Source organism: Bacillus sp. PS108 (assembly GCF_037963335.1).
Classification (GTDB): Bacteria; Bacillota; Bacilli; order Bacillales; family Bacillaceae; genus Bacillus; species Bacillus subtilis.
The window spans coordinates 3,230,640-3,253,082 of record NZ_CP150155.1 but is presented as its reverse complement, the minus strand read 5'-3'; the positions used below and the strand labels follow the sequence as shown (position 1 = coordinate 3,253,082).

The window sequence follows — 22,443 nt, the reverse complement described above, 5'->3', positions numbered from 1 at the left end:
GAGAAAGACACCGTCCTTTTAAGTCTTTCTTTTATTTTATTACAGGAGAATGGATATTTTAAGGAAAATTAAAGGCTGTCGAGATTTTCTCGACAGCCTGAGAAGAGGAACTTTTGAAGTTCGTCTTCTTTTATTTTTCAGAGACATATCCACTTTTATTTTGATGGTTTTAAGTCCTTATCGATTAAAATATTTCAGATCTGCACCGGATAGGTTGAGTTCCTATATCACGCAACCATACAGTTGCTTATACTTGACATGCAACTAATGAGTTGCTTATACTCAATATATGAATGGGAACAAAGACGCTATATTCAAAGCACTCGGCGATTCGACCCGGCGGCTTATATTAGACGAATTATCTGAACGCAACGAGCTGACGTTGTATGAACTTACGATACGTCTTATTACAAAGTACGACCTTTCTATTACGCGACAGGCGATAGCTAAACACCTTTCTGTACTGGAGGATGCAGGACTCGTAACATCAAAACGAAAGGGAAAATATCGAGTACTTATATTCAACAACGAACCGCTTAAAAATTTGCTGAAAGGATGGATAGAGTAATTTTATAAAACCAGCACTGATTTTCTGACATATGTTGGTTTGTTTTGCTTGAAGCCGGATTGTTTGCACAGTACCATGCACCATAAATATCAAAGGAGGCAACAACAATATGAAAATCATTGTGACTAGTATATTCGTGCAAGATCAAGACAAGGCACTGAAGTTCTATACAGAAAAACTGGGGTTTGTAAAAAAGGAGGATGTTCCCATGGGGAAATTCAGGTGGATAACGCTTGTTTCTCCAGATGATCAAGACGGAACCGAGCTTTTACTCGAACCGAATGAACATCCTGCCGCCAAGGAGTATCAAAAGAAGATATTCTCCGAAGGCTTCCCGGCCACAATGTTTGGCGTTGCAGATATTCAAAAAGAGTACAACCGATTAAAGGAAAAAGGCGTGACGTTTACAATGGAACCGACAAAAATGGGCGAAGTCACAATAGCTGTCTTCGACGATACATGCGGTAACCTTATTCAAATTGTACAGAAGTAACCGATTCAGTCGCGTCCTTTTTGTATGCAGAAGAAAAACCGCTGGCCGAGGGGCCGCGGTTTTTTACTCTTCTTCTGTCTCCTGATTGATAATTTGCTTTACAGATGATCTGCTGTTATTTTCTCTGTTCATCTCTCGCAATTGAGTATAAGCCATATCGAATTCCTCTTTTGTCATCTGCTTTGCGGCTAATGCAGAGCATAATATAGCAAAAGCAATTGGCATTGTATCAATGTGAATGTCGATATGGACCTCTGAGTTGCCGCTGTTTTTGATAACAGATTCAGTAGTGGGTATCTCTTGAGTATGTCTGTTGAGAGGAATGATGTTTTCGTTCATTAGTCTTCTCCGTCTTGTGACTGCGCCTGTGCCTGATCCTGATCTGTATTCACGCTGACCACGACTTTTGCATTACCGCTGTTTTGGACTTTTGCGACTGCCGCATCGCGTCTGTTTTCTTCATTTTCATGACGATTTTCGCTCATGGTATCATCCTTTCTCTATTGATAGTGACAGGATATTCGATAGGAGAGTAAAGAGATTGGACGAACTTCGCGGTTTTTCCACATTAGGGCAAAAGGTCGAAGGAAAGCATTCTATTTGGTAAAATGAATAGACATTATAATAGAAAAGGTGTTTGCATATGAAATCGTACATCATCGTCGGCGCAGGGATTCTGGGCGCGTCGACGGCTTATCATCTCGCAAAATCAGGCGCTCGCGTTACTGTCATTGATCGGAAAGAGCCGGGACAAGCGACTGATGCGGCGGCGGGGATCGTCTGTCCATGGCTCTCGCAACGCCGTAATCAGGATTGGTACCAGCTTGCTAAGGAGGGAGCGCGGTACTATAAGGATTTAATCCATCAATTGGAAAAAGATGGTGAAACGGATGCAGGATACAAACGTGTCGGTGCCATCAGCATTCATACTGACGCGTCTAAACTCGATAAAATGGAGGAAAGAGCGTATAAGAGACGGGAGGATGCGCCGGAAATCGGCGACATTACCCGCTTGTCTGCAAGTGAAACGAAAAAGCTGTTTCCGATTTTAGCTGACGGCTATGAATCGGTTCATATCAGCGGTGCCGCCCGTGTGAACGGAAGAGCGCTGTGCCGGTCGCTTTTAAGCGCTGCAGAGAAACGCGGCGCAACGGTCATCAAAGGAAATGCGTCCTTGCTTTTTGAAAACGGAACAGTCACCGGCGTGCAAACAGATACAAAGCAGTTTGCGGCTGACGCGGTCATTGTGACGGCGGGAGCATGGGCCAATGAGATATTGAAGCCTCTTGGCATTCATTTTCAAGTGTCATTTCAAAAAGCGCAGATTATGCATTTTGAAATGCCAGATGCAGATACAGGATCGTGGCCGGTTGTAATGCCGCCGAGTGATCAGTACATTCTTTCGTTTGATAACGGCAGAATTGTAGCCGGCGCCACACACGAAAACGATGCCGGCCTTGATGATCTTCGTGTGACAGCCGGAGGCCAGCACGAAGTATTGAGCAAAGCGTTAGCCGTTGCACCGGGTCTTGCTGATGCCGCTGCAGTTGAAACAAGAGTGGGCTTCAGGCCGTTTACACCGGGTTTTCTGCCGGTCGTAGGGGCCGTGCCGAATGTTCAAGGCCTATATGCTGCAAACGGTTTGGGTGCTTCTGGACTGACGATGGGACCGTTCTTGGGTGCAGAGCTCGCAAAGCTAGTTCTCGGAAAGCAGACAGAATTAGACCTTAGTCCTTATCATCCAGCCGGAGCACTTGCATAATAAGCAAGAGCATAACAAACAAATATAATAAAGCTGTTCTAGCTTTTCTTTTCTGTATGTGTTAGCATTTATCTTTAATGAAAAAGAGGACGTGAACTGATTTTGATAAAAATTGATATACCCGCACCGAATGTCATCATCACTGAACGACAGCAGTCAGCTAATGATAACGAACCGAAGATAAAACCGATTCACGGATTCATCGACTTTCACCAGATCCCAAGGGATAAAGGCGGCATTTTTATGTTTTACAACATTCATGACGAGCTGCTGTTTGTCGGTAAAGCCAGAAAGTTAAGACAGAGAATTAAGAAGCATTTCGAAGACACTGTTTCACCGATCAAACATCACAGAGATGAAGTCTATAAAATCGAGGTATGTGTAGTTGATGATCCAATGGAAAGAGAGATTTACGAAACATATATCATCAATACACAGCACTCAAAGTACAATATAGACAAGGTATTTTTTAAATAAGACGTCAGTCTGCGGCTTGAACAGCGAAGCCAGAACTTAAGTCAAGTTCTGGCTTTTGATTTGGGCATTTTTTCGCATATAGACTCTTTGTCTGTCATTCGAATAAATTATTGAGAAATTTCAGAAAATAATATTGACAATCCTACCCGCGGACTTTAATATAACAATATATAATGTTATATAACGTTATATAATAAAAACGGGGAGTGAAGGATTTGAGTCAGGCCACAGCAAAAGTAAATCGTGAGGTTCAAGCTTTCTTGCAGGATTTGAAAGGGAAAACCATTGATCATGTATTCTTTGTCGCATGCGGAGGGTCTTCTGCCATTATGTATCCGAGTAAGTATGTGTTTGACAGAGAGTCAAAATCAATAAACTCCGACCTCTACAGCGCCAACGAATTTATTCAGCGCAACCCTGTTCAGCTTGGTGAAAAGTCTCTTGTTATTTTGTGCTCGCATTCGGGAAATACCCCGGAGACAGTCAAAGCTGCTGCGTTTGCAAGGGGCAAGGGTGCACTTACGATTGCGATGACATTTAAACCGGAGTCTCCTTTAGCGCAGGAAGCGCAATATGTTGCCCAGTACGATTGGGGTGATGAGGCGCTTGCGATCAATACAAACTATGGCGTTTTGTATCAAATCGTTTTTGGCACCCTGCAAGTATTAGAAAACAATACGAAATTCCAACAAGCAATTGAAGGCTTAGATCAATTGCAGGCTGTATATGAAAAAGCCCTTAAGCAGGAAGCTGACAACGCCAAGCAATTTGCAAAAGCCCATGAAAAAGAAAGCATTATTTATACCATGGCAAGCGGTGCAAACTACGGTGTCGCTTACTCCTACAGCATCTGCATTCTCATGGAAATGCAATGGATTCATTCCCACGCCATTCATGCCGGAGAATATTTTCACGGACCGTTTGAAATTATTGATGAATCCGTGCCGTTTATCATCCTGCTCGGTTTAGATGAAACAAGACCTCTTGAAGAGCGGGCGCTTACCTTCTCGAAAAAGTATGGCAAAAAGCTCACTGTGCTTGATGCTGCATCTTACGACTTCACTGCAATTGACGATTCAGTTAAAGGCTATCTTGCTCCGCTCGTTCTCAATCGTGTGCTGAGAAGCTATGCAGACGAGCTGGCAGAGGCGAGAAATCATCCTTTATCTCATAGAAGATACATGTGGAAAGTTGAGTATTGATCTGAAAATGAGGAACCATTATGCATTAGACTATAATGTTATATAACATTATAGTCTAATGTCCAGAGGAGGCCAACCCTTTGAAGAAAATGTTGTTGTTCTTGATCATTGCAGCTGTCAGTATGTTCACCATTGCAGGCTGTTCGAGCCAAAGCAGTTCAGCGGACGGAAAGGTGACATTGAAATTTTTCCACAGATGGCCAAAGGAGCCGGAAAAAAGTTATTTTGAAGAGGTTGTAAAAGAATTTGAAAAAGATCACCCAGATATCGACATTCAAATTGAAGCCGTTTTAAATGACTCCTATAAAGATAAAATTAAGGTCATGCTGGGAACTACCAGCCCTCCTGACATTTACTTCTCTTGGAGCGATGAGTTTGCTTTTAAATTTATCAGAGGCAATAAAGCACTTGATCTCTCGTCCTACTACAAAAATGACACCGATTGGTCATCACAGCTCGTTCAATCGCAAATTACACCATTTACTTATGAAAACAAGCAATATGGCGTGCCGTGGCAAATGGACGCTAAATCATTCTTCTATAATAAAGACATTTTCCAAAAGCTGAATCTTGATCCCCCGAAGACGTGGGATGAATTAATCGATGTGTCAAAAAAGCTGAAAGAACATGGCTACACACCGATCAGCTTCGGAACAAAGGCGACTTGGACAATCTCGCACTATATCGGCACGCTTAATCAGCGGATGGTCGATGAAAAAACGCGAGACAAGGACTATAACGCCAAAACGGGTGAATTTACTGATGAAGGCTACGTAAAAGCACTTGAAAAGCTTCAAGAGCTGATGCCTTACTTTAATAAACATGTAAACTCCGTCGACCACGAATATGTGAGACAGCAATTTAAGAGCGGAAAGTCGGCGATGATATATGCGGAAACAGCGGAAATCAAGCTGGTTGAACCGGTTAATCTCGGGATGTTCCCATTTCCTGAAATCAGCGGGCAGAAAGGATCTTCAGAAGCGTTAACGGGAGCGCCGGAAGGATTCATGATTTCCTCAAGAACAAAACATCCGAAGGAAGCAATGGAATTTTTGCAGTTCTTGACGTCGAAAAAAATGGGCGAAAAGCTCGTGAAAGATGTCGGGAAATACAGTGCAGTGCAAGGTACGGCTACTGAAGAAAATGCAACAGCTATTCAGCGTGAAGCCGTTCAGCATATTGTTGATGCCAAATCAATGGTTCCATGGTTTGATATGGATGTCGATGTTGAAGTCGCAGATGCGTACCTAACAGGCGTCCAGCAAATGCTTGGCGGCGACATGACACCGCAGCAGGTGATGAAAGCCGTTCAAAAGGCAGCAAAGCAGGTGAGGGCGTCAGCTGAATAAATCAAAGAAAAGGTGAAGCTTCGCACCTTTTCTTTTTATAAAGGAGATGAGATACCCTTGGTCAATCAGAATAAAATAATCCCCTATTTGTTTTTGGTGCCCGCTCTCGTTTTTTTACTTTTCGTTTATATCCCGATTTTTGAGAATGTATTCCTCAGCCTGTTTCAGTGGAGCTCATTTTCTCCGGAAAAAACGTTTATCGGCTTAAAAAACTATGTTGAATTATTTCATGATCCTGTCTTTTATCAGGCACTGACCAATAATGTGCTTTATGCAGTGATCTCAATTGTATGCCAGGTATTTGGCGGTTTGATTTTGGCGGCGGTGCTTGAGGATAAGCTGGTCAGAAAATGGTCGCCGTTTTTTCGTACCGTTTTCTTTTTGCCGGTTGTCATCTCAATGACGGTGATCGCGCTTTTGTTTGATTTTATTTACAATCCGGAGACAGGGCTTTTGAATCAGCTGCTTCAGGCCATCGGTCTTGATCAGCTGACGAGGGCCTGGCTCGGGGATGACAGCACAGCTATGCTTTCTGTCATTTTTGTGTCCCAGTGGCAATCTGTCGGTTATATTGCGATGCTGTACATCGTGTCGATTCAAAAAATACCGGATGAACTGTATGAAGCGGCCCGGCTTGACGGCGCGGGTAAAATTCAGCAGTTTTTTCATATTACTGTTCCCCAGACGAAAGAGATGTCTTTTGTTGCGGTGGTCATGACGCTGACCGGGGCCTTTACGGTCTTTAATGAGCCGTACATTTTGACAGGCGGCGGGCCGGGAAACGCGTCAGAAGTCTTGAGCACGTTTTTATATAAAAGCGCCTTTACAAAGGATATGATGGGCTACGCCTCAGCGATTGCCACTGTCGTGTTAATCATTACGCTTGCATTATCGCTCATGCAAATGAAGTTCTTTAAAACCGGAAAGGAGGAGTAACTGATGCTGCCTCAGAAGAAGACAGATTCGTTCAGATTGGAGCCTGTGCCTGACCAGCACATTGAGGTTAAAGATAAGCCTAGACGAAAATGGTATATCGGAGAAACGTCTGTGTGGGTTTTTCTGTTTCTTTATCTGATTGCGATTGCCTATCCGCTTCTCTGGATGGTGATGAGCGCCTTTAAAAACTCTGACGATATTTTTGAGCACAGCTGGTCGCTGCCGTCTTCGTGGCATCCGGAAAATTTTGTTTCCGCCTGGAACCAGGGGATTTCTTCTTATTTTATGAACAGTGTCATCGTTACGGCGCTGACGTGTGTGATCACTGTCTTTATCAGTGCATGGGCAGCGTATGGCCTTTCCCGGTTTGAGTTTAAAGGAAAAGGATTCTTTTTGGTGCTATGTCTTGGCGGATTGATGCTGACGCCGCAGGTCAGTCTTGTGCCGCTTTATTCTATTATTCAGTCGCTTGGCCTGTACAATACGTATTGGGCGTTAATCCTGCCGTATGCGGCTTATCGGATCCCATTCACCATCATTTTGATCCGCTCTTATTTTCTTTCTATTTCCAAAGAATTGGAGGAGGCGGCCTATTTGGATGGGTGTACAAGTTTTGGAGTATTTTTCAGAATTTTCTTACCAATGAGCGTGCCAATTTTGGTGACATCCGGCATTTTGACGGCTTACCATACATGGAATGAGTTTATGTTTGCGATTATTTTCATAGATGATGAGAATTTGCGGACCATTCCAGCCGGGCTGATGCAGTTCAGAGACGCGCTGCAGACAGACTGGGGCGTCCTGCTGGCGGGGTTAACGATTTCAGCCGCGCCGATTATTATTCTATTTTTATTGATGCAGAAATATTTTGTCCGCGGGATTGCAAGCGGCAGTGTAAAAGGATAAAGGAGGAAGCACTATGAAATTGATTGCGGTTGGAGATAATGTTGTAGATTATTACCAGGATCAAGAAACATTCTACCCGGGAGGAAATGCCTTAAACGTTGCTGTGCTTGCCAAGCGGCTCGGGCATGAGTCTTCCTATATCGGAATCGTCGGCAATGACGAAGCCGCGGCGCATCTGTTGAACGTTCTCAAGCTGGAGCAGGTCAATGCAGATTATATCCGCCAGGCGCACGGAGAAAACGGGATGGCGATTGTCACCCTTGATGAACAGGGGGACCGCATTTTTGTCAGATCAAATAAAGGCGGCATTCAGTCCCGGCTTCGCCTCGCGTTTCAGGAGAAAGATGTATCTTTTATCAGCGGGCATGATCTGCTGCATACGAGCGTGTACAGCAGGCTTGAGAACGATCTTCCGCAGCTGTGCGGGCTTGTCCCTGTCTCATTTGATTTTTCAACCAATCGGGAGGATGATTATTTGAGGAGGGTCTGTCCTTATGTGACGTATGCGTTTTTTTCAGGAAGCGATTTGAGTGAGTCGGAATGCGGTGAGCTTGCCAAAACAGCTCATGGGTACGGAGCCAAAATGGTTTGTATGACCCGAGGGGGCCAAGGAGCAATCCTGTCTGCGGGTGATCGAGTCTATCATCAGCCGATTGTGGAAGCTGATATAATAGATACACTTGGAGCGGGAGATTCTTTTATAGCAGGCTTTTTGACTGCCTTTTGCGTGAAGCAGGATATAACGTATGCTTTGCGCCAGGCTGCTGAAACGGCTGCGAAAACATGCGGTGTGTACGGAGCTTTCGGCTATGGCTATCCTTATCGCTTGGAGGACGGGGGAAGCAGTGAAAAAACGAGAATACTATAAGCAGTGTCTCGTTTTTTATGCCTGTTATGTGTAGGGGCTGTTGATGGTAAAAGTGACACGGTTTGTGTGCATCAAAAACAATGAGCAATAGATTGGCTGGTCGTTTGATGTAAAAGCCGTTTTATCAATTTCAAACAGCGCATCCCCGATATCACAATCCAGGTATTTGCTTTCCTCCTGTTGGGCATATACAACGTTTAATAGCTTCGTATTGTGCGTGGGTACAACTTTGTATTGCTGTTTCAAAATATCATGCATGGAGACGCCGTCAGCAATAAAGGTATCAATGCCGGGAAACAAATCAAGCGGATAATGCGTCACTTCAAAGGTGAGAGGCTGATCATCATTATATAAAATCCGTTTTAATTCAACGACAGGGCTCTCGGGATGGATTTGAAGCTTTTCTGCGATGGGTTTTGACGCTGGAATGATGTCATGGGACAGCACATGATGCTTCGGTTTTTTGCCGGTTGATTCCATAAATTCCGAGTAGCCGTTTACAGCGATCAGCTCTCGTTTTAATTTAGGGCTTTTAACGAACGTTCCCTTTCCCTGCTGCCTGATCAGATAGCCTTCTTCGACTAAATCGAGAATGGCTTTCCTGACGGTGATGCGGCTGACGTTATACTTGGTGCAAAGCTCGTTTTCGGTAGGCAGCTTGGCGGTTGGGGAATACACGCCCTTTTTGATGTCATCAGTGATGATTTGTTTTAGCTGAATGTATAAAGGTGTAGAACTTCCGTTGTTTAACAAAGGGTAGCCTCCTTTTAACCTATTATTTATATTATAATGTATTATGACGTTATAATACAAATTTACATTTTTTATTTTAGAAATATAGCAAAAATGGGAATCGATTACTCTAAAAATAACAGAAAGACCAAGTTGTTTCCAGTGACGAAATAACGGGTCAAAAGATAGGGGGACTTTTCTGATGGCTTCATTAACATTTGAACACGTCAAAAAATCATATCACTCACAATTAACCGTGAAGGACTTTGATTTAGATGTAAAGGATAAGGAGCTTTTGGTGCTGGTGGGGCCGTCAGGATGCGGAAAATCAACAACGCTGCGGATGGTGGCTGGATTAGAAAGCATTTCTGAAGGAAATCTTCTTATTGATGGGGAGCGGGTCAATGATCTTCCGCCGAAAGAACGTGATATTGCGATGGTATTCCAGAACTATGCGCTTTATCCGCATATGACGGTTTTTGATAATATGGCGTTTGGATTAAAGCTCAGAAAGATGGCGAAACATGAAATTGCCGAGCGGGTTCATGCGGCAGCCAGAATTTTAGAAATTGAACATTTGCTGAAGAGAAAACCGAAGGCGCTCTCCGGCGGGCAGCGGCAAAGGGTGGCGCTTGGCAGGTCGATTGTGAGGGAGCCGAAGGTCTTTTTAATGGACGAGCCGCTTTCTAATCTGGATGCAAAACTAAGAGTGACGATGCGGACAGAAATCAGCAAGCTGCACCAGCGATTAGAGGCAACGATCATTTATGTCACGCATGACCAGACCGAAGCAATGACAATGGGAGATCGGATTGTCGTCATGAATGAAGGGGAAATTAAGCAAGTGGCGAAACCTCATGACATTTATCATTACCCGGCCAATTTGTTTGTCGCAGGCTTCATTGGCTCTCCCGGAATGAACTTTTTGAAAGGCATTATAGAACAGCAGCATGGCGAGCTGTTTTTCACAAATTCTTCGATCCGGCTTCATATTCCTGAAGAAAAAGCAAAGCGGCTGAAGGAAAAGGGATATGCCGGAGAACAGATGATTGCCGGTGTACGGCCGGAGCACATCACACAAATGACAGGAAATGACCAGTTGTTTGATTCAGTGTTTCAAGCGAACGTGGAAGTGAATGAAAATCTGGGCTCGGAGCTCATAGTGCATGTCATGGCTGGGGACGAGCGGCTCAAGGTCCGCCTGGACGGAAACACGCGAATCGATGCAGGCGATTCAATCCAGCTCTCAGTGAAAATGGACCACGTCGTCTTTTTCGATGCGGAAACGGAAGAGGCTGTGTATTAGAAAAAGGTGCTCCTCAAAAGGAGCACCTTTTTCTTACGGCCAAATCTCATCCGCCCATTCAGGGTGGTCGATAAATGGATTGCGGTTGTGCTGATATTTTTCATAAATGATTTCATTTCTTTTCCGCTCGCGGTCGTCAACCGGATCCTGCTTATTCCATTCGAGCAGGACAGATTGTTTGCCATGATAAGGAGCTGAGCCGTTGCCTGTCTTATCATTAAGCTCAAGATCAGGATAGCCGTCATCACCCTCGTAACGGACAGCCATGTAAAACAGCATGCGGGCAACATCGCCTTTCACATCATCGCGGGGCTCCCATGAATCGCCGTCATAATAATTTCCGGGTGCCTTCGCATATTCAGTGCCGCCATTGTCAAAATCCATATTTCCTCTGGCGCTGTTAACTTGAACATCGGCTGGGCGCAAATGATGAATATCAGTACCAGGTCCCTTGCTCGTACCAAAATCGCCATGGGATTTCGCCCAGACATGCTCGCGGTTCCAATCGCCGACATTGCCGCCGTTCAGGTTTTTGGACCGCGATTCATTCGTATAGAGCAGGATGACGTTATTCGGATTTCTCGGGTCTTCATCCGTTTCTTTCAGCGCGTTCCACACTTCGCTGTAGGACAGCATCGTGTGTCCGCTGATAATACGGTGCAGGGTGCTTTTTAGCGAGTCGCCTGTTTTACCTTCAGCCCCTTCATAATAGGTATCTGTGTCAGCATAGGGTGCAGCGGGGGCGGCTAATGAGAGAAGGCTCCCTGTTCCTGAAGGGGAAGACGCCAATCGGTCATTGAGGCTTAATGCGGTTTGCGCGCTTGCTGAAGCTGCCGGCGCAAGCCATCCGGAAATCAGTAATACACAGACGAGCGGCAGAAACCATGCTTTTTTTGTCATCACTTGCCCTCCTTTTATCAGATCATGTCTATTATCTAAAATTGAAATAAAGGATAGAAGTGTCATTTTGTATATTTTTCATTAAAATTGTAAATTAGTCCCTTTGGAGGAGGCGGAAATCTCCTGTTCCCATATCTTTAGGTCCTGTTTTTGCGAGCTGCCGGCATTTCCGTTTTCATCCGTTCCGCAAACATCGCCTCTCTGGCAAGCTGAGCTTGACCCTCTCTTTCGCTCTTGCTGGCTCTCTTCCTTACCGTGTTTTCTTTTGACCTTTACATCAAAATAGTTGTGACATGTAGGGTGAATCTGGTTGCTGGATAGATACTGTGACTAAAAAATAAACGTTTTTTTGGTTAATCTGTCAATGAACTATCATGTTCCTCCTTCTATAATGAAGTCACCATAGCGGCCAGAGGGGGGAGTACATGGAAAAGCAGAAGCTTTCAGTAAAAAACAGCATCACAGATTATATTGAATGGCTCGCCCAATACGGTGCGTCTGCGGATGGCGGCGTAACGAGGCTTTTATACACAAAAGAGTGGATGGACGCACAGCTTGCTGTGAAAACGGAAATGTCTTCTTTCGGGCTTGACACAAGATTCGACGATGTCGGCAATGTGTTTGGAAGGCTTTCGGGCACCCAGTCTCCGGATGAAGTCATTGTAACCGGTTCACATATCGATACTGTCATCAATGGGGGGAAATACGACGGCGCCTATGGTGTTCTGGCGGCAATGCTTGCGATAAAGCGGCTCAAAGAGACATATGGATCGCCGAAAAAAACACTCGAAGCGGTATCCTTATGTGAGGAGGAGGGCAGCCGTTTTCCAATGACCTATTGGGGATCAGGGAATATGACGGGTGTTTTTTCATTACAGGATGGAGCAGAGCCAAGAGACGAATCAGGAGTCTCGCTGCAACATGCGATGCATGAGAACGGTTTTGGCAAAGGTGTGTTTCAGGCAGCATATCGGACAGATATCAGCGCTTTTGTTGAGCTCCATATTGAACAGGGACAGACATTGGAAATGTCAGGACGGGATCTCGGGATTGTGACAAGCATTGCGGGGCAGAGGCGCTATCTCGTCACGCTGGAGGGTGAATGCAATCATGCGGGAACCACCTCCATGAAATGGCGCAAGGACCCGCTCGCAGCCAGCAGCCGTATCATTCATGAGCTGTTGCTGCGGTCGGAGGAACTGCCGGAGGAGCTCCGTCTGACATGCGGAAAAATAACGGCAGAGCCCAATGTAGCCAATGTCATACCGGGCCGCGTCCAGTTTTCAATCGATATTCGCCATCAGCATCAGCATGTGCTGGAACAGTTTCATCAAGACATGGTTGCTTTGATCAACGGCATTTGCCTACAAAAAGGAATTCGCGCCGTGATTGATGAATATATGCGGATAGAGCCTGTGCCGATGGACGAAAGGCTGAAGGCTGCGGCTTTTGAAACAGCATTAGAAAACGGCTTCAGCTGTGAGGAAATGGTGAGCGGAGCAGGCCATGACGCGCAAATGATCGGAAGGCGCTATCCTGCTTGTATGCTGTTTGTGCCGAGCCGAGGCGGCGTCAGCCACTCACCGAAGGAATATACGTCAGCCAGACAGCTTGAGATCGGCGTCCGCGCACTGACTGATTTATTATACAAACTGGCTTACTGATAAAGGAGGAATGGCTGTGTCAGGCAGAAGAGAATTATGCACCCCGTTAAGAACGATTATGACGCCGGGGCCTGTTGAGGTTGATCCGCGTGTATTAAGAGTAATGAGCACCCCGGTTGTCGGCCAATTTGATCCGGCGTTTACAGGTATTATGAATGAAACGATGGAGATGCTTCGGGAGCTGTTCCAAACAAAAAACCGCTGGGCATACCCGATTGACGGCACTTCACGGGCGGGAATTGAAGCAGTGCTGGCTAGTGTGATAGAGCCGGAAGATGATGTGCTCATTCCCATTTACGGCCGTTTCGGTTATTTGCTGACTGAAATCGCCGAGCGATATGGGGCAAATGTTCATATGCTGGAGTGCGAATGGGGAACGGTTTTTGACCCGGAGGACATTATACGGGAGATAAAAAAAGTGAAGCCGAAAATTGTGGCCATGGTGCATGGAGAAACATCGACAGGACGGATTCACCAGCTGAAAGCCATCGGCGAAGCCTGCCGCACCGAGGATGCATTGTTTATCGTCGATGCAGTCGCAACGATTGGGGGCTGCGAGGTTAAAGTCGATGAATGGAAGATTGACGCTGCCATCGGCGGAACGCAAAAATGTTTGTCTGTGCCTTCAGGAATGGCGCCGATTACATATAATGAGCGGGTGGCGGACGTGATTGCAGCTCGCAAAAAGGTGGAACGCGGGATTGCGACACAAGCTGACAGGGCAGCACTTTCGGGAAATCGGCCAATTACAAGCAACTACTTTGATTTGAGCCAGCTTGAGGATTATTGGAGCGAAAGACGGCTCAATCATCATACAGAAGCGACGACGATGCTGTACGCCTTACGTGAGGGAGTCAGACTGGTGCTTGAAGAAGGTCTTGAGACGCGTTTCGAGCGGCATCGGCACCATGAAGCCGCATTAGCAGCAGGGATAAAGGCAATGGGGCTAAGATTGTTTGGAGATGACAGCTGCAAAATGCCTGTTGTCACCTGTGTCGAAATTCCCGGCGGCATTGACGGCGAGTCTGTCCGTGACATGCTGCTGGCACAATTCGGCATTGAAATCGCCAGCTCATTCGGCCCGCTTGCAGGGAAGATCTGGAGGATCGGCACGATGGGGTACAGCTGCAGAAAAGAAAACGTCCTATTCGTGCTTGCCGGGTTAGAGGCTGTGCTTCTCAGACATAACGCAGGAATCGAAGCAGGAAAAGCGCTCCAAGCAGCGCTGGATGTGTATGAAAACGCTGGCCGCCAGGCAGCGGTGTAAAGAAAAGCTTGCGGAACTCCGCAAGCTTTTTAACGATATGATTTCGTGTTTTCTCCAATCTGATTTTCTTCGTTTGACTCTTTTTACAAATCCTCTTTCTATGTGTTTCATTTTCTGACAAATCATGAGTCATTTTTTCTTCCATCGTCTATTCTTTATACAAGTTACCTATAAAATCACGCTGAACTAGTTGTTTCTCACGGCAATTTTCGAGAGGAGGATGCGGCATTGGGGAATTTTCACACGATGTTAGATGCGCTCCTGGAAGACCAGGAGGAGGCTGTACTGGCGACAATTGTTCAAGTGGAAGGCTCCGCGTATCGAAAAGCAGGCGCCTCTATGCTCTTTAAGAAAAATGGCAGACGGATTGGCTTGCTGAGCGGCGGGTGTGTGGAAGAAGATGTATTCCAAAGAATCAGTGCGCTGGGCGATCAGCTCACACCAACGCTGATTCCCTACGACATGAGGTCAGAGGACGATCTTTCTTGGGGCATGGGAGCCGGGTGCAATGGCATTATTCATGTTCATGCAGAGCGAATCACTCAGGAAAAAAGGCGGCACTATGAGAAAGTGAGAGACTGCCTTCATTCAGGCAAAGCTGTCACTTCTGTTATAAAGATTGAATCCTCCCATTATTTATTTCTGACGGAGAACGGGCATTTTGGCAACTGGCCGGACGCGCCTCTGCAAGCTATTCAACGTACTGTTTCAACGCTTCATTTACCGCATTTCGATCCACCCACTAACATGTTTATTCAGCGAATTGAACCGAAGCCGCGCCTCATTCTGTTTGGGGCGGGACCGGATACTGTACCGCTGGCCAATTTGGCGGCTGACACAGGTTTTTCTGTTATCGTGACGGATTGGCGGCCCGCTTATTGTACATCCTCTCTTTTTCCAAAAGCGGATCAGCTGATCACCGCTTTTCCGGAACAAATGCTTAGCGAATTTCAATTTTTTCCACATGATGCAGCTGTTGTGGCAACCCATCATTATCAGCACGATCAAACGATCATCAACTTCTTATTTTCTCAAAACCTCCATTATATTGGACTGTTGGGTTCGGCAAACCGCACGAAACGGCTGCTGAGCGGAAAACATCCTCCGTCTCACTTTTACAGTCCGGTCGGGCTGAAAATCGGTGCGGAAGGTCCCGAGGAAATTGCGGTAAGTGTAGTTGCAGAAATTATTCAAACAAGAAAACGGGTGGCGGTTGTATGAGAAGCCCCTATCTGATCGGCGTGTTTCTCGCTGCCGGCAAAAGCAGAAGAATGGGCCAAAACAAGCTGGCTTTGCCGCTAAAAGGAGAAAACATAGGCTCACTTTCCTTGAAAACTGCTCTGTCGTCCCGCCTTGATCACGTGCTGGTCGTCGAGCGGACAGAACATGCCTCCCTTGAGTGGATAGGAGCGCCGTATCACGCTCCGCCTTTTCAAAAACGCTGGAGCCTGCACGTTTGCCAAGACGCAGAAAAGGGTCAGGGGCATTCAGTCAGCAGCGGGGTGAGAAAAGCAGAAAGCATGGGGGCGGACGGCGTTGTCATTTTGTTAGCCGACCAGCCTCAGCTTTCCGTCGATCATCTCAATGCCCTTGTGGCACTGGCCCCTGAGCCATTTGCCGTGTCATCGTTTTTAGGGGCGTTCACCCCGCCAATCTACTTCTCGTCGGCTTGTTTTCCTTATGTAAAGGGGTTAACGGGAGATGAAGGGGCTCGCAGGCTCCTGAAAAGCGGACAGCTTGGAGCAGGAGCGGTTTTGGAGGCAAAGGATAGCGGCGAGTTGGACGATATTGATACACCCGAGGAATATGACATGGTAAGGAGGGCGATGGCTTGAACGGCCAAGTGACAAAAGCAAGGATGAATATTCAATTATGGAGGCCGGCAGCGCTTGATGAGGCCTATTCGCTTTTAGAGAAGCTTGCTCCGGATGTGTGTGCCGCATCGGGAAGCACGCTGCTTCAGCTTCAGTGGGACAAAGGAACTCTACCGAAACAGCACCTTGTCAGCCTTGAAGGGATTGACGAGATGCGAGGGATCAGCGCCAGTGACACCCACGTGTCGATCGGGGCGCTCACATCACTGAGTGAATGCAGAAAGAACCCTTTGATCAAGAGCACGCTTGGCTGTTTCAGTGACGCTGCTTCCGCTGTCGCCGCACCGGGAATCCGCAGCCGTGCCACGATTGGCGGCAACATAGCGAGTAAAATCGGTGATTTCATTCCGCTTCTGCTTGTGCTTGATGCTGATCTTATCGTATATCAAAAGAAGCTAATCAGGCTGCCGCTTGGCGCTTGGCTCATTGAGGAAGACTTTAGAACGGCTATCGTCACGCGTGTCATCATCCCGCGGGCGGAGGGAGAGCGTGTATTTTATCACAAGCTTGGAAGGCGTCAGGCTTTTACAGGAGCGGTTGCTGTTGCAGCTGGACGTTTTTTGAAAGACGGCGGCATTCGCCTCGCCGCTGGCCATGCCGATATCACTCCTAGGAGATTATTGGACAGCGAAGCGAAATGGATGGCACCAGGAGGGGACTCGCATGATCTGTACAAAACACTTATCCATGAGCTGCCGTTTTCCTCAGATGCTTTTATGTCAGCGGCATACAGAAAAAAAGCTGCTGCCAACGTCATCATGGCAGAGTTGATGGCTGAGGGAGGGGAATAAATGATCATCAACAAACCGTCAAGAGTCAGGCCGGATGGAAGGGGTAAGGTCACAGGGGAATTGAAATATATGACCGATCTCAGCTTTCCAGGAATGCTGTATGGCAAGGTGCTGAGAAGTGCTTATCCTCATGCAGAGATTGTGTCGATTTGCACCATAAAAGCTGAGAAAATGGAAGGCGTACAAGCCGTCGTCACACATAAAGACGTTCCCGGCTTAAACCGATTTGGCATTGTCATCCCTGATCAGCCGGTTTTATGTGAGGACAGGGTGCGGTATGTCGGGGATGCGATCGCCGCAGTTGCTGCGGAAACGGAAGAAATCGCGGAAGCGGCGCTGGAGCTGATTCGAGTTGAGTATAAAGAGCTGGAAGTCATGGATTCACCAGAAAAAGCGCTTCGGTTGAATGCGCAAAGACTGCATGAGGACGGGAATATCCTGCACCGCGCGTTTTTTTCAAACGGCGATGTGGAAGAAGGGTTTCAAGCATCTGACACAGTCCTTGAAGAAACCTATGAGCTGCCGCGGCAGATGCATACGTATATGGAAACGGAGGGAGGCGTAGCCGTTCCGGAAGACGACGGGGGGTTTACGATGTATGCAGGAACCCAGCACGGCTATAAAGACCGTTTCCAGCTTGCCCGTATTTTTGACATTCCTGAAGAGAAGATCAGGATTGTGTCAAGTCCGATGGGCGGCTCGTTCGGAGGGAAGGATGAGCTGAATATTCAGCCGTATGTCGCGCTTTTGTCACTGAAAAGTGGACGTCCTGTCAAAATCCATCAGACACGAAAGGAATCTGTACGGTCTGGCATTAAGCGCCATCCGATGAAGATTACGATAAAAACGGGTGCGGATCATTCGGGAAATCTATTGGCGCATGACGTGAAAATTGTGGCGGACACAGGCGCATATGCTACGCTCGGACCGGCTGTTCTTGATTTTTCTGTCGAGCATGCCGCGGGGCCGTACCGTATTCCGAATATCCGGACTGAAGGAATATCAGTATTTACGAACAACGGGGTGGCGGGGGAATTTCGGGGTTTTGGCGGCAACCAAATCACATTTGCACTCGAAACCCATCTCGATCGTCTCAGCGGCATGCTCGGCATCGACCCGCTCGAGCTGAGAAGAAAAAATATCAGAAAACCGCATGACTTGGGGCCGCTTGAGCATCGAATTGCACCAACTGACGGAGCGGCACAGGTGTTGAATGCCATATCTAAATCTCCCATTCTTACAAGAACCAGCCGGAACTGCGGGTATCTGCAAAGAGGCACGGGAGCGGCAATTACAATGCACGGCGGCGGGCTGGGGTATGGCCGAATGGATGCGGCAGGAGGCCGTTTGTCCCTTTCGAGTGAAGGCAAAATCACAGCATCGTTCGGATTTGAAGAATGCGGACAGGGGATTCTAGCAGCGATTGAACAGATTGTCATGGAGGAGCTAGGTTGTGCCGCAGAAGATATTTCCATTGTTATTGGGGATACCGCAAAAGTGCCGAAGTCAGGCTCCTCCACAGCATCCCGCGGCACAAGCATGGTGTGGCACGCGATCCAGCGTTTGAAGAAGCCGTTTCTAGCCCAGTTGAAAAAACGGGCGGCAGAATGGAACGGCTGTTCAGCGGAAAATCTTATTCCCGGCGCTGCAGGCTTGCGTGACAAAAACACAAAGGCGCTCGTGGTGACGTATAAGGAGCTGGCTGAAAAAGGCCCTTTGGCAGAGGAAACGGCCTTTGACTTTCCAACAACGCCTGATCCTGTGGTGGGCGGCCATTTCCTCTACTCATTTGGAGCGGCTGCCGTTGAGGTGGAGGTAGATCTGTTAACAGGCGATGTCAAATTGATAGATTGTGAGCACGCTATTGCGGCAGGTCCGGTTGTCAGTCCGCAGGGATATCGAGGTCAAATTGAAGGCGGCGCTGCCATGGCACTCGGCTACACACTGATGGAGGAAGCGAAAATGACGGACGGCCGTTATGCCGCAGAAAATCTAGATCACTATTTGATCCCTGGAGTCAAAGACGTTCCTGACATGAAGGTGATCGCAATAGAAGAACTAATGAAGGGTGATGCATATGGACCGCGCGGTGTTGGCGAAATCGGAACAATCGCCATCACTCCGGCGATTGTAAAGGCAGTACATGATGCGGTCGGATGCTGGATAAACAAGCTGCCAATTTCAAGAGAAGAGCTGCTTGAAGCGATCGACAGAAAGGGGCTGAAGCAATGGACGTAAAAGAGGCCGGGCCATTTCCTGTAAAAAAGGAACAGTTCCGGATGACCGTGAATGGGCAGGAGTGGGAGGTTGCTGCCGTTCCTACGACACATCTGAGTGACCTGCTTAGAAAGGAATTTCAGCTGACCGGGACAAAGGTGTCCTGCGGAATCGGCCGCTGCGGAGCCTGCTCTATTTTAATCGACGGAAAACTGGCCAATGCGTGTATGACCATGGCTTATCAAGTGGACGGCCACTCCATTACAACAATCGAGGGCGTACAAAAAGAGGAACTGGATATCTGCCAAACCGCTTTTTTGGAAGAAGGAGGCTTCCAATGCGGCTACTGTACCCCAGGAATGATAATTGCGCTTAAAGCACTGTTTCGGGAAACCCCTCAACCTTCTGACGAAGATATAGAAGAAGGGCTGGCGGGGAATTTGTGCCGGTGTACCGGGTATGGCGGGATTATGCGGTCAGCTTGCAGGATTAGAAGAGAGTTGAACGGGGGTAGACGGGAGTCCGGCTTTTAAAAGCCGGACTTTTTTAGCCTCAGTCAGACAGCGCGATCAAGACGCAGAAGCGTTGTGGGAAAACACACGATAAATCTCGTAGAACTTGACAGCTTCTGAATTACAAAAAGATTAGTGAGCACATAGCAAAGACGCCATAAAAACTTCTTATGGCGTCTGTCGGACAGGGAGGTGTTGGATACGGCGGAGGCAAGGAAAGTTAAACTTAATAATTAAAGATAGCTGCTCCAACAATGATCAACAAAATGAATAGCACCACGATCAAAGCGAAGGAGCTCCCGAAACCGTTTGAGTAACCAGAGTTTCCACTGTATCCACCAGAATTGTAGAATCCCATAATGTCACCTCCTTAGTGGAGATAGTATAAGATATGCCAACGATCATTTTCGACATAGATTTAAGTCTAAAAAAGAAAAAATGAATATTTTGTCTAAAGGTGTAAGAGAGAACGCGTTATCAAAACTATTAAAAACGCAGCAATTGTCTTCAGAGTATTTTTTCGAGAAAAAACGCGGTCTGTTTATAGGATTGGAGAAGGGAGCTCGGCTGCTAAGAGCTGACTTATTAGTTTGAAACCTCGATTTATAAATGAAAGGACTACAGGATATTTTTCTCGTAGGCAATTATCCTGAAAAATATAGGTGAATGTTTATTCTAGCTGTTGTTTCACTAAGTGTGGGGATCACTTCAAGTACTGTCCTAGGATCAAAAGTTTATTGAAGTGCAAAAAGAAGCCCGCCGGTGAGGCGGGCTTCCTTCTTAACTCCCCCTATACACCTGATAACCAAACGGCGACAGCAAGAGCGGGATATGATAATGTGCATCTGGATCTGCTAGCTGAAAACGGACGGTGACTATGGTTAAAAACGGCTGGTCGACCGTATTCACGTTTTTATTCGCAAAATAGTCTCCTGCATGAAATTCCATCACATACTCTCCGGAAACCAGCTCTTCACCAGCCAGCAGAGGGACATTGACTCTGCCGTCATTGTTAGTGTAAACCTCTTTCAAAATACTTTCGCCCAGCCGCTTCAATTCAATTTTTACGTTCGCCGCTGGTTTGCCGCTGGTTAAATCTAAAATATGGGTTGTCAGTTTTCCCATCAGGCTTTCAGGCTCCGACATTTTTCAGCGGCTTTCTGTTTTTCTTTCTCGGCGTCTTCTCTTGTCACGGTAAAATGTTGGAAACCGTATGGCGGGCGCGGTTCGGTGTAGACTTTTCCTTTTGAGCCCGGGATTTCTTCGACAACCGCATCCCACGTGTGATTTTGAGATTGGAAGCTGACATCAGTGAGCTGCGGGAACCTCGCTAATATTCTGCAGCCGATATGATAGATTAAGTTTTGGATTGAAGGGGTTTCGAGCTCGTGAAAAACGGTGCTCGCTAAGTCGCGGACTTGTTCAGCCGCGACGTAGCGGGCTGGATCAAAAGCGTATGCGTCATTGGTATTTTCATATTGCCAGCTGATGTTTAAATAGACAAACAGCGGGCGGTTGCCGTCTTCCGGGAGAGTCGTATATTCGTCCCGGATGAAGCCGACGAAGGAGTTGCCGCTCACCTTGACGAGCTGAAGATCCATGATTTCGCTGTATTGCTCTGTAATCGTTATGGTATTCCCGCTTCGTTCTGCTTTCAGCACAGAGCGGCTTCGTTCATTACGCGATCTTCTGAAGACGAGGCGGCTTGTGCTGAGCTCTTTCTCCTCGTATGCAGGCATTGCTTCAAACGGAATGTCTTCGCCAGTCAGAGTGATCGTGTCCATATGAGAATAGGTATCTAAAAATCGGTGAGCTACATAGTGTAGGAACCCCTCGGTTGTCGTTCCTTCATAGGATGCGAGATGGCGCTGGATAAAGTTTTTCATTGAATCCGTTGCCACGACGAGAGTGTTGTCTCCGTCTGTAAATGATGGCAGGAAGGCTTCTCCGCCAATTTCGCATGTCACATCTACGCCGATAACGGTATTGCTTCTCCCGGCAAAAGATGATTCTGGGATTTGCTTCACTCCAGTGAGCGGTTTTAAAAACGTTCGGTATGCAAATACATTTCCTTTGCCATAAGACATAGTTCTTTTCATTTGCGTCTCTCCTTTTTCAGTGATGATGTCAGCCAGACGAAAGCGGGCGATTCGGTAAATTTCTATAAGGGCCTGCTGGAACTCCGTTTCTCGTTCGCTCTCAAGCCTTGCCAGAAGGGCTTGGTGAATGTCCTGTTTCGTCTTTCCCTTCACCGCTAAAATAAAAGGAAAGCCGAAGCGATCATAATAGTGTTCATTCAGCTTGAGAAACTCCTCGTATTCCTGCTGTTCTAATTTGCTGAGCCCCGCGTTCTGCTGCTCTCGTACCGAGTCACCGCTCATTGTTTTCTTTGTTCCGAGCCGGGGATGCTTTTTGATTAAATCAAGCTGTGTCTCGCGATCCGCGGCTTTTACAATGCCAGTCATTTTGCGGTGAAGATCAGAAAGCGACGAAAACGGCCGTAGTGCTGCGGATCTCTCCGCAATCCATGAAGAGTGTTCAAAAATAGAGCCAAGTGTGTCTGTCAGTGTTTGTGTGTCCATTTGGTTCAGGTCATCCATTGTGAACATTGGCATCTTC

Annotated in this window: 24 protein-coding genes and 1 pseudogene; 17 read left to right on the top strand and 8 right to left on the bottom strand. The window is 46.9% G+C overall.

Going from position 1 to position 22,443, the window contains the following annotated elements; all coding sequences use genetic code 11:
• The first annotated feature begins 289 nt into the window (after positions 1–289).
• Positions 290–568, top strand: coding sequence for a metalloregulator ArsR/SmtB family transcription factor (locus tag NSQ16_RS16950; protein ID WP_009968126.1), 279 nt, complete (start codon positions 290–292; stop codon positions 566–568).
• A 109-nt stretch (positions 569–677) separates the two neighbouring features.
• Complete coding sequence (glxB, locus tag NSQ16_RS16945; protein ID WP_003240869.1) at positions 678–1,061, top strand: methylglyoxalase; 384 nt, start codon at positions 678–680, stop codon at positions 1,059–1,061.
• Between the two features lie 63 nt (positions 1,062–1,124).
• Here the strand turns inward: glxB and NSQ16_RS16940 are convergent, their stop codons facing one another.
• Together NSQ16_RS16940 and sspG are read right to left on the bottom strand one after the other, a co-directional pair.
• Positions 1,125–1,400, bottom strand: coding sequence for a hypothetical protein (locus NSQ16_RS16940; protein WP_003243521.1), 276 nt, complete (start codon positions 1,398–1,400; stop codon positions 1,125–1,127).
• Entirely contained in the window at positions 1,400–1,546 is a 147-nt protein-coding gene (gene sspG, locus NSQ16_RS16935; protein WP_003228613.1) for an acid-soluble spore protein SspG, read from the bottom strand. Before sspG ends, NSQ16_RS16940 begins: the two co-directional genes overlap by 1 nt.
• Positions 1,547–1,704: 158 nt before the next feature.
• Here sspG and NSQ16_RS16930 point away from each other — a divergent pair, with 158 nt between their 5' ends.
• From NSQ16_RS16930 to frlD, 7 genes are all read left to right on the top strand, one after another.
• Positions 1,705–2,823, top strand: coding sequence for an FAD-binding oxidoreductase (locus NSQ16_RS16930; protein ID WP_230488089.1), 1,119 nt, complete (start codon positions 1,705–1,707; stop codon positions 2,821–2,823).
• A gap of 102 nt (positions 2,824–2,925) precedes the next feature.
• Positions 2,926–3,300 carry a nucleotide excision repair endonuclease gene (locus NSQ16_RS16925; protein ID WP_230488090.1) on the top strand — a complete coding sequence of 125 codons (375 nt, stop codon included), beginning with the start codon at positions 2,926–2,928 and terminating at the stop codon, positions 3,298–3,300.
• Between the two features lie 215 nt (positions 3,301–3,515).
• Positions 3,516–4,502 carry a fructosamine deglycase FrlB gene (gene frlB / locus NSQ16_RS16920; RefSeq protein ID WP_015251278.1) on the top strand — a complete coding sequence of 329 codons (987 nt, stop codon included), beginning with the start codon at positions 3,516–3,518 and terminating at the stop codon, positions 4,500–4,502.
• A gap of 80 nt (positions 4,503–4,582) precedes the next feature.
• Positions 4,583–5,851 carry an ABC transporter substrate-binding protein gene (locus tag NSQ16_RS16915; protein ID WP_230488091.1) on the top strand — a complete coding sequence of 423 codons (1,269 nt, stop codon included), beginning with the start codon at positions 4,583–4,585 and terminating at the stop codon, positions 5,849–5,851.
• A gap of 57 nt (positions 5,852–5,908) precedes the next feature.
• Entirely contained in the window at positions 5,909–6,787 is an 879-nt protein-coding gene (locus tag NSQ16_RS16910; protein WP_014477910.1) for a sugar ABC transporter permease, read from the top strand.
• Positions 6,788–6,790: 3 nt separating this feature from the next.
• A complete protein-coding gene (locus NSQ16_RS16905) occupies positions 6,791–7,693 on the top strand; it encodes a carbohydrate ABC transporter permease (RefSeq protein WP_003228625.1) in 903 nt (300 codons plus the stop codon).
• Between the two features lie 13 nt (positions 7,694–7,706).
• Positions 7,707–8,561: a fructosamine kinase FrlD gene (frlD, locus tag NSQ16_RS16900; RefSeq protein ID WP_003228626.1), complete on the top strand. Its 855-nt coding sequence runs from the start codon at positions 7,707–7,709 to the stop codon at positions 8,559–8,561.
• Between the two features lie 24 nt (positions 8,562–8,585).
• On the opposite strand, the gene frlR is transcribed toward frlD, so the two are convergent.
• Positions 8,586–9,314, bottom strand: coding sequence for a transcriptional regulator FrlR (gene frlR / locus NSQ16_RS16895; RefSeq protein WP_014480777.1), 729 nt, complete (start codon positions 9,312–9,314; stop codon positions 8,586–8,588).
• A 181-nt stretch (positions 9,315–9,495) separates the two neighbouring features.
• On the opposite strand from frlR, the gene ugpC reads away from it, so the two are divergent.
• Positions 9,496–10,599, top strand: a complete 1,104-nt coding sequence (gene ugpC, locus NSQ16_RS16890) for a sn-glycerol-3-phosphate ABC transporter ATP-binding protein UgpC (protein ID WP_160221802.1) — start codon at positions 9,496–9,498, stop codon at positions 10,597–10,599.
• 33 nt (positions 10,600–10,632) lie between these two features.
• Here the strand turns inward: ugpC and NSQ16_RS16885 are convergent, their stop codons facing one another.
• On the bottom strand, positions 10,633–11,499 hold the full coding sequence (locus NSQ16_RS16885) for an endonuclease I family protein (RefSeq protein WP_014480775.1): 867 nt from the start codon (positions 11,497–11,499) through the stop codon (positions 10,633–10,635).
• A gap of 81 nt (positions 11,500–11,580) precedes the next feature.
• A pseudogene (locus NSQ16_RS16880) lies at positions 11,581–11,700 on the bottom strand (hypothetical protein); the annotation flags it as partial.
• A 224-nt stretch (positions 11,701–11,924) separates the two neighbouring features.
• Between NSQ16_RS16880 and allC the strand changes: the two are divergent.
• From allC to pucE, 7 genes are all read left to right on the top strand, one after another.
• On the top strand, positions 11,925–13,163 hold the full coding sequence (allC, locus tag NSQ16_RS16875; protein WP_160221801.1) for an allantoate deiminase: 1,239 nt from the start codon (positions 11,925–11,927) through the stop codon (positions 13,161–13,163).
• Positions 13,164–13,179: 16 nt separating this feature from the next.
• Positions 13,180–14,430, top strand: coding sequence for a (S)-ureidoglycine--glyoxylate transaminase (gene pucG / locus NSQ16_RS16870; protein WP_160221800.1), 1,251 nt, complete (start codon positions 13,180–13,182; stop codon positions 14,428–14,430).
• 228 nt (positions 14,431–14,658) lie between these two features.
• On the top strand, positions 14,659–15,651 hold the full coding sequence (locus NSQ16_RS16865; protein ID WP_160221799.1) for an XdhC family protein: 993 nt from the start codon (positions 14,659–14,661) through the stop codon (positions 15,649–15,651).
• A complete protein-coding gene (pucB, locus tag NSQ16_RS16860; RefSeq protein ID WP_038427899.1) occupies positions 15,648–16,265 on the top strand; it encodes a xanthine dehydrogenase accessory protein PucB in 618 nt (205 codons plus the stop codon). The genes NSQ16_RS16865 and pucB overlap by 4 nt, the downstream gene beginning before the upstream one ends.
• Positions 16,262–17,095, top strand: a complete 834-nt coding sequence (pucC, locus tag NSQ16_RS16855) for a xanthine dehydrogenase subunit C (protein WP_160221798.1) — start codon at positions 16,262–16,264, stop codon at positions 17,093–17,095. Before pucB ends, pucC begins: the two co-directional genes overlap by 4 nt.
• The gene (gene pucD / locus NSQ16_RS16850) at positions 17,096–19,333 is read left to right on the top strand and encodes a xanthine dehydrogenase subunit D (RefSeq protein ID WP_160221797.1); all 2,238 of its coding nucleotides are present in this window, start codon (positions 17,096–17,098) and stop codon (positions 19,331–19,333) included.
• Positions 19,324–19,845, top strand: a complete 522-nt coding sequence (pucE, locus tag NSQ16_RS16845; protein WP_032722466.1) for a xanthine dehydrogenase subunit E — start codon at positions 19,324–19,326, stop codon at positions 19,843–19,845. The genes pucD and pucE overlap by 10 nt, the downstream gene beginning before the upstream one ends.
• A gap of 205 nt (positions 19,846–20,050) precedes the next feature.
• Here the strand turns inward: pucE and yuzJ are convergent, their stop codons facing one another.
• From yuzJ to pucL, 3 genes are all read right to left on the bottom strand, one after another.
• Complete coding sequence (gene yuzJ / locus NSQ16_RS16840) at positions 20,051–20,182, bottom strand: YhzE/YjcZ family sporulation protein YuzJ (RefSeq protein WP_009968115.1); 132 nt, start codon at positions 20,180–20,182, stop codon at positions 20,051–20,053.
• Positions 20,183–20,604: 422 nt separating this feature from the next.
• Positions 20,605–20,949 (bottom strand): hydroxyisourate hydrolase, encoded by a 345-nt coding sequence (gene uraH / locus NSQ16_RS16835; RefSeq protein WP_044052460.1) that lies wholly within the window; start codon positions 20,947–20,949, stop codon positions 20,605–20,607.
• Positions 20,949–22,433 (bottom strand): factor-independent urate hydroxylase, encoded by a 1,485-nt coding sequence (gene pucL / locus NSQ16_RS16830; RefSeq protein ID WP_106611026.1) that lies wholly within the window; start codon positions 22,431–22,433, stop codon positions 20,949–20,951. Before pucL ends, uraH begins: the two co-directional genes overlap by 1 nt.
• Between the last annotated feature and the right edge of the window lie 10 nt (positions 22,434–22,443).

Bases quoted from the DNA above. Each gene is read 5' to 3' on its own strand.
- pucE (WP_032722466.1), top strand. From the start codon at position 19,324: ATGGACGTAAAAGAGGCCGGGCCATTTCCTGTAAAAAAGGAACAGTTC.
- ugpC (WP_160221802.1), top strand. From the start codon at position 9,496: ATGGCTTCATTAACATTTGAACACGTCAAAAAATCATATCACTCACAA.
- uraH (WP_044052460.1), bottom strand. From the start codon at position 20,949: ATGGGAAAACTGACAACCCATATTTTAGATTTAACCAGCGGCAAACCA.
- pucL (WP_106611026.1), bottom strand. From the start codon at position 22,433: ATGTTCACAATGGATGACCTGAACCAAATGGACACACAAACACTGACA.
- pucD (WP_160221797.1), top strand. From the start codon at position 17,096: ATGATCATCAACAAACCGTCAAGAGTCAGGCCGGATGGAAGGGGTAAG.
- NSQ16_RS16885 (WP_014480775.1), bottom strand. From the start codon at position 11,499: ATGACAAAAAAAGCATGGTTTCTGCCGCTCGTCTGTGTATTACTGATT.
- glxB (WP_003240869.1), top strand. From the start codon at position 678: ATGAAAATCATTGTGACTAGTATATTCGTGCAAGATCAAGACAAGGCA.
- NSQ16_RS16950 (WP_009968126.1), top strand. From the start codon at position 290: ATGAATGGGAACAAAGACGCTATATTCAAAGCACTCGGCGATTCGACC.
- frlD (WP_003228626.1), top strand. From the start codon at position 7,707: ATGAAATTGATTGCGGTTGGAGATAATGTTGTAGATTATTACCAGGAT.
- sspG (WP_003228613.1), bottom strand. From the start codon at position 1,546: ATGAGCGAAAATCGTCATGAAAATGAAGAAAACAGACGCGATGCGGCA.
- yuzJ (WP_009968115.1), bottom strand. From the start codon at position 20,182: ATGGGATTCTACAATTCTGGTGGATACAGTGGAAACTCTGGTTACTCA.
- pucB (WP_038427899.1), top strand. From the start codon at position 15,648: ATGAGAAGCCCCTATCTGATCGGCGTGTTTCTCGCTGCCGGCAAAAGC.
- allC (WP_160221801.1), top strand. From the start codon at position 11,925: ATGGAAAAGCAGAAGCTTTCAGTAAAAAACAGCATCACAGATTATATT.
- NSQ16_RS16940 (WP_003243521.1), bottom strand. From the start codon at position 1,400: ATGAACGAAAACATCATTCCTCTCAACAGACATACTCAAGAGATACCC.
- NSQ16_RS16905 (WP_003228625.1), top strand. From the start codon at position 6,791: ATGCTGCCTCAGAAGAAGACAGATTCGTTCAGATTGGAGCCTGTGCCT.
- NSQ16_RS16930 (WP_230488089.1), top strand. From the start codon at position 1,705: ATGAAATCGTACATCATCGTCGGCGCAGGGATTCTGGGCGCGTCGACG.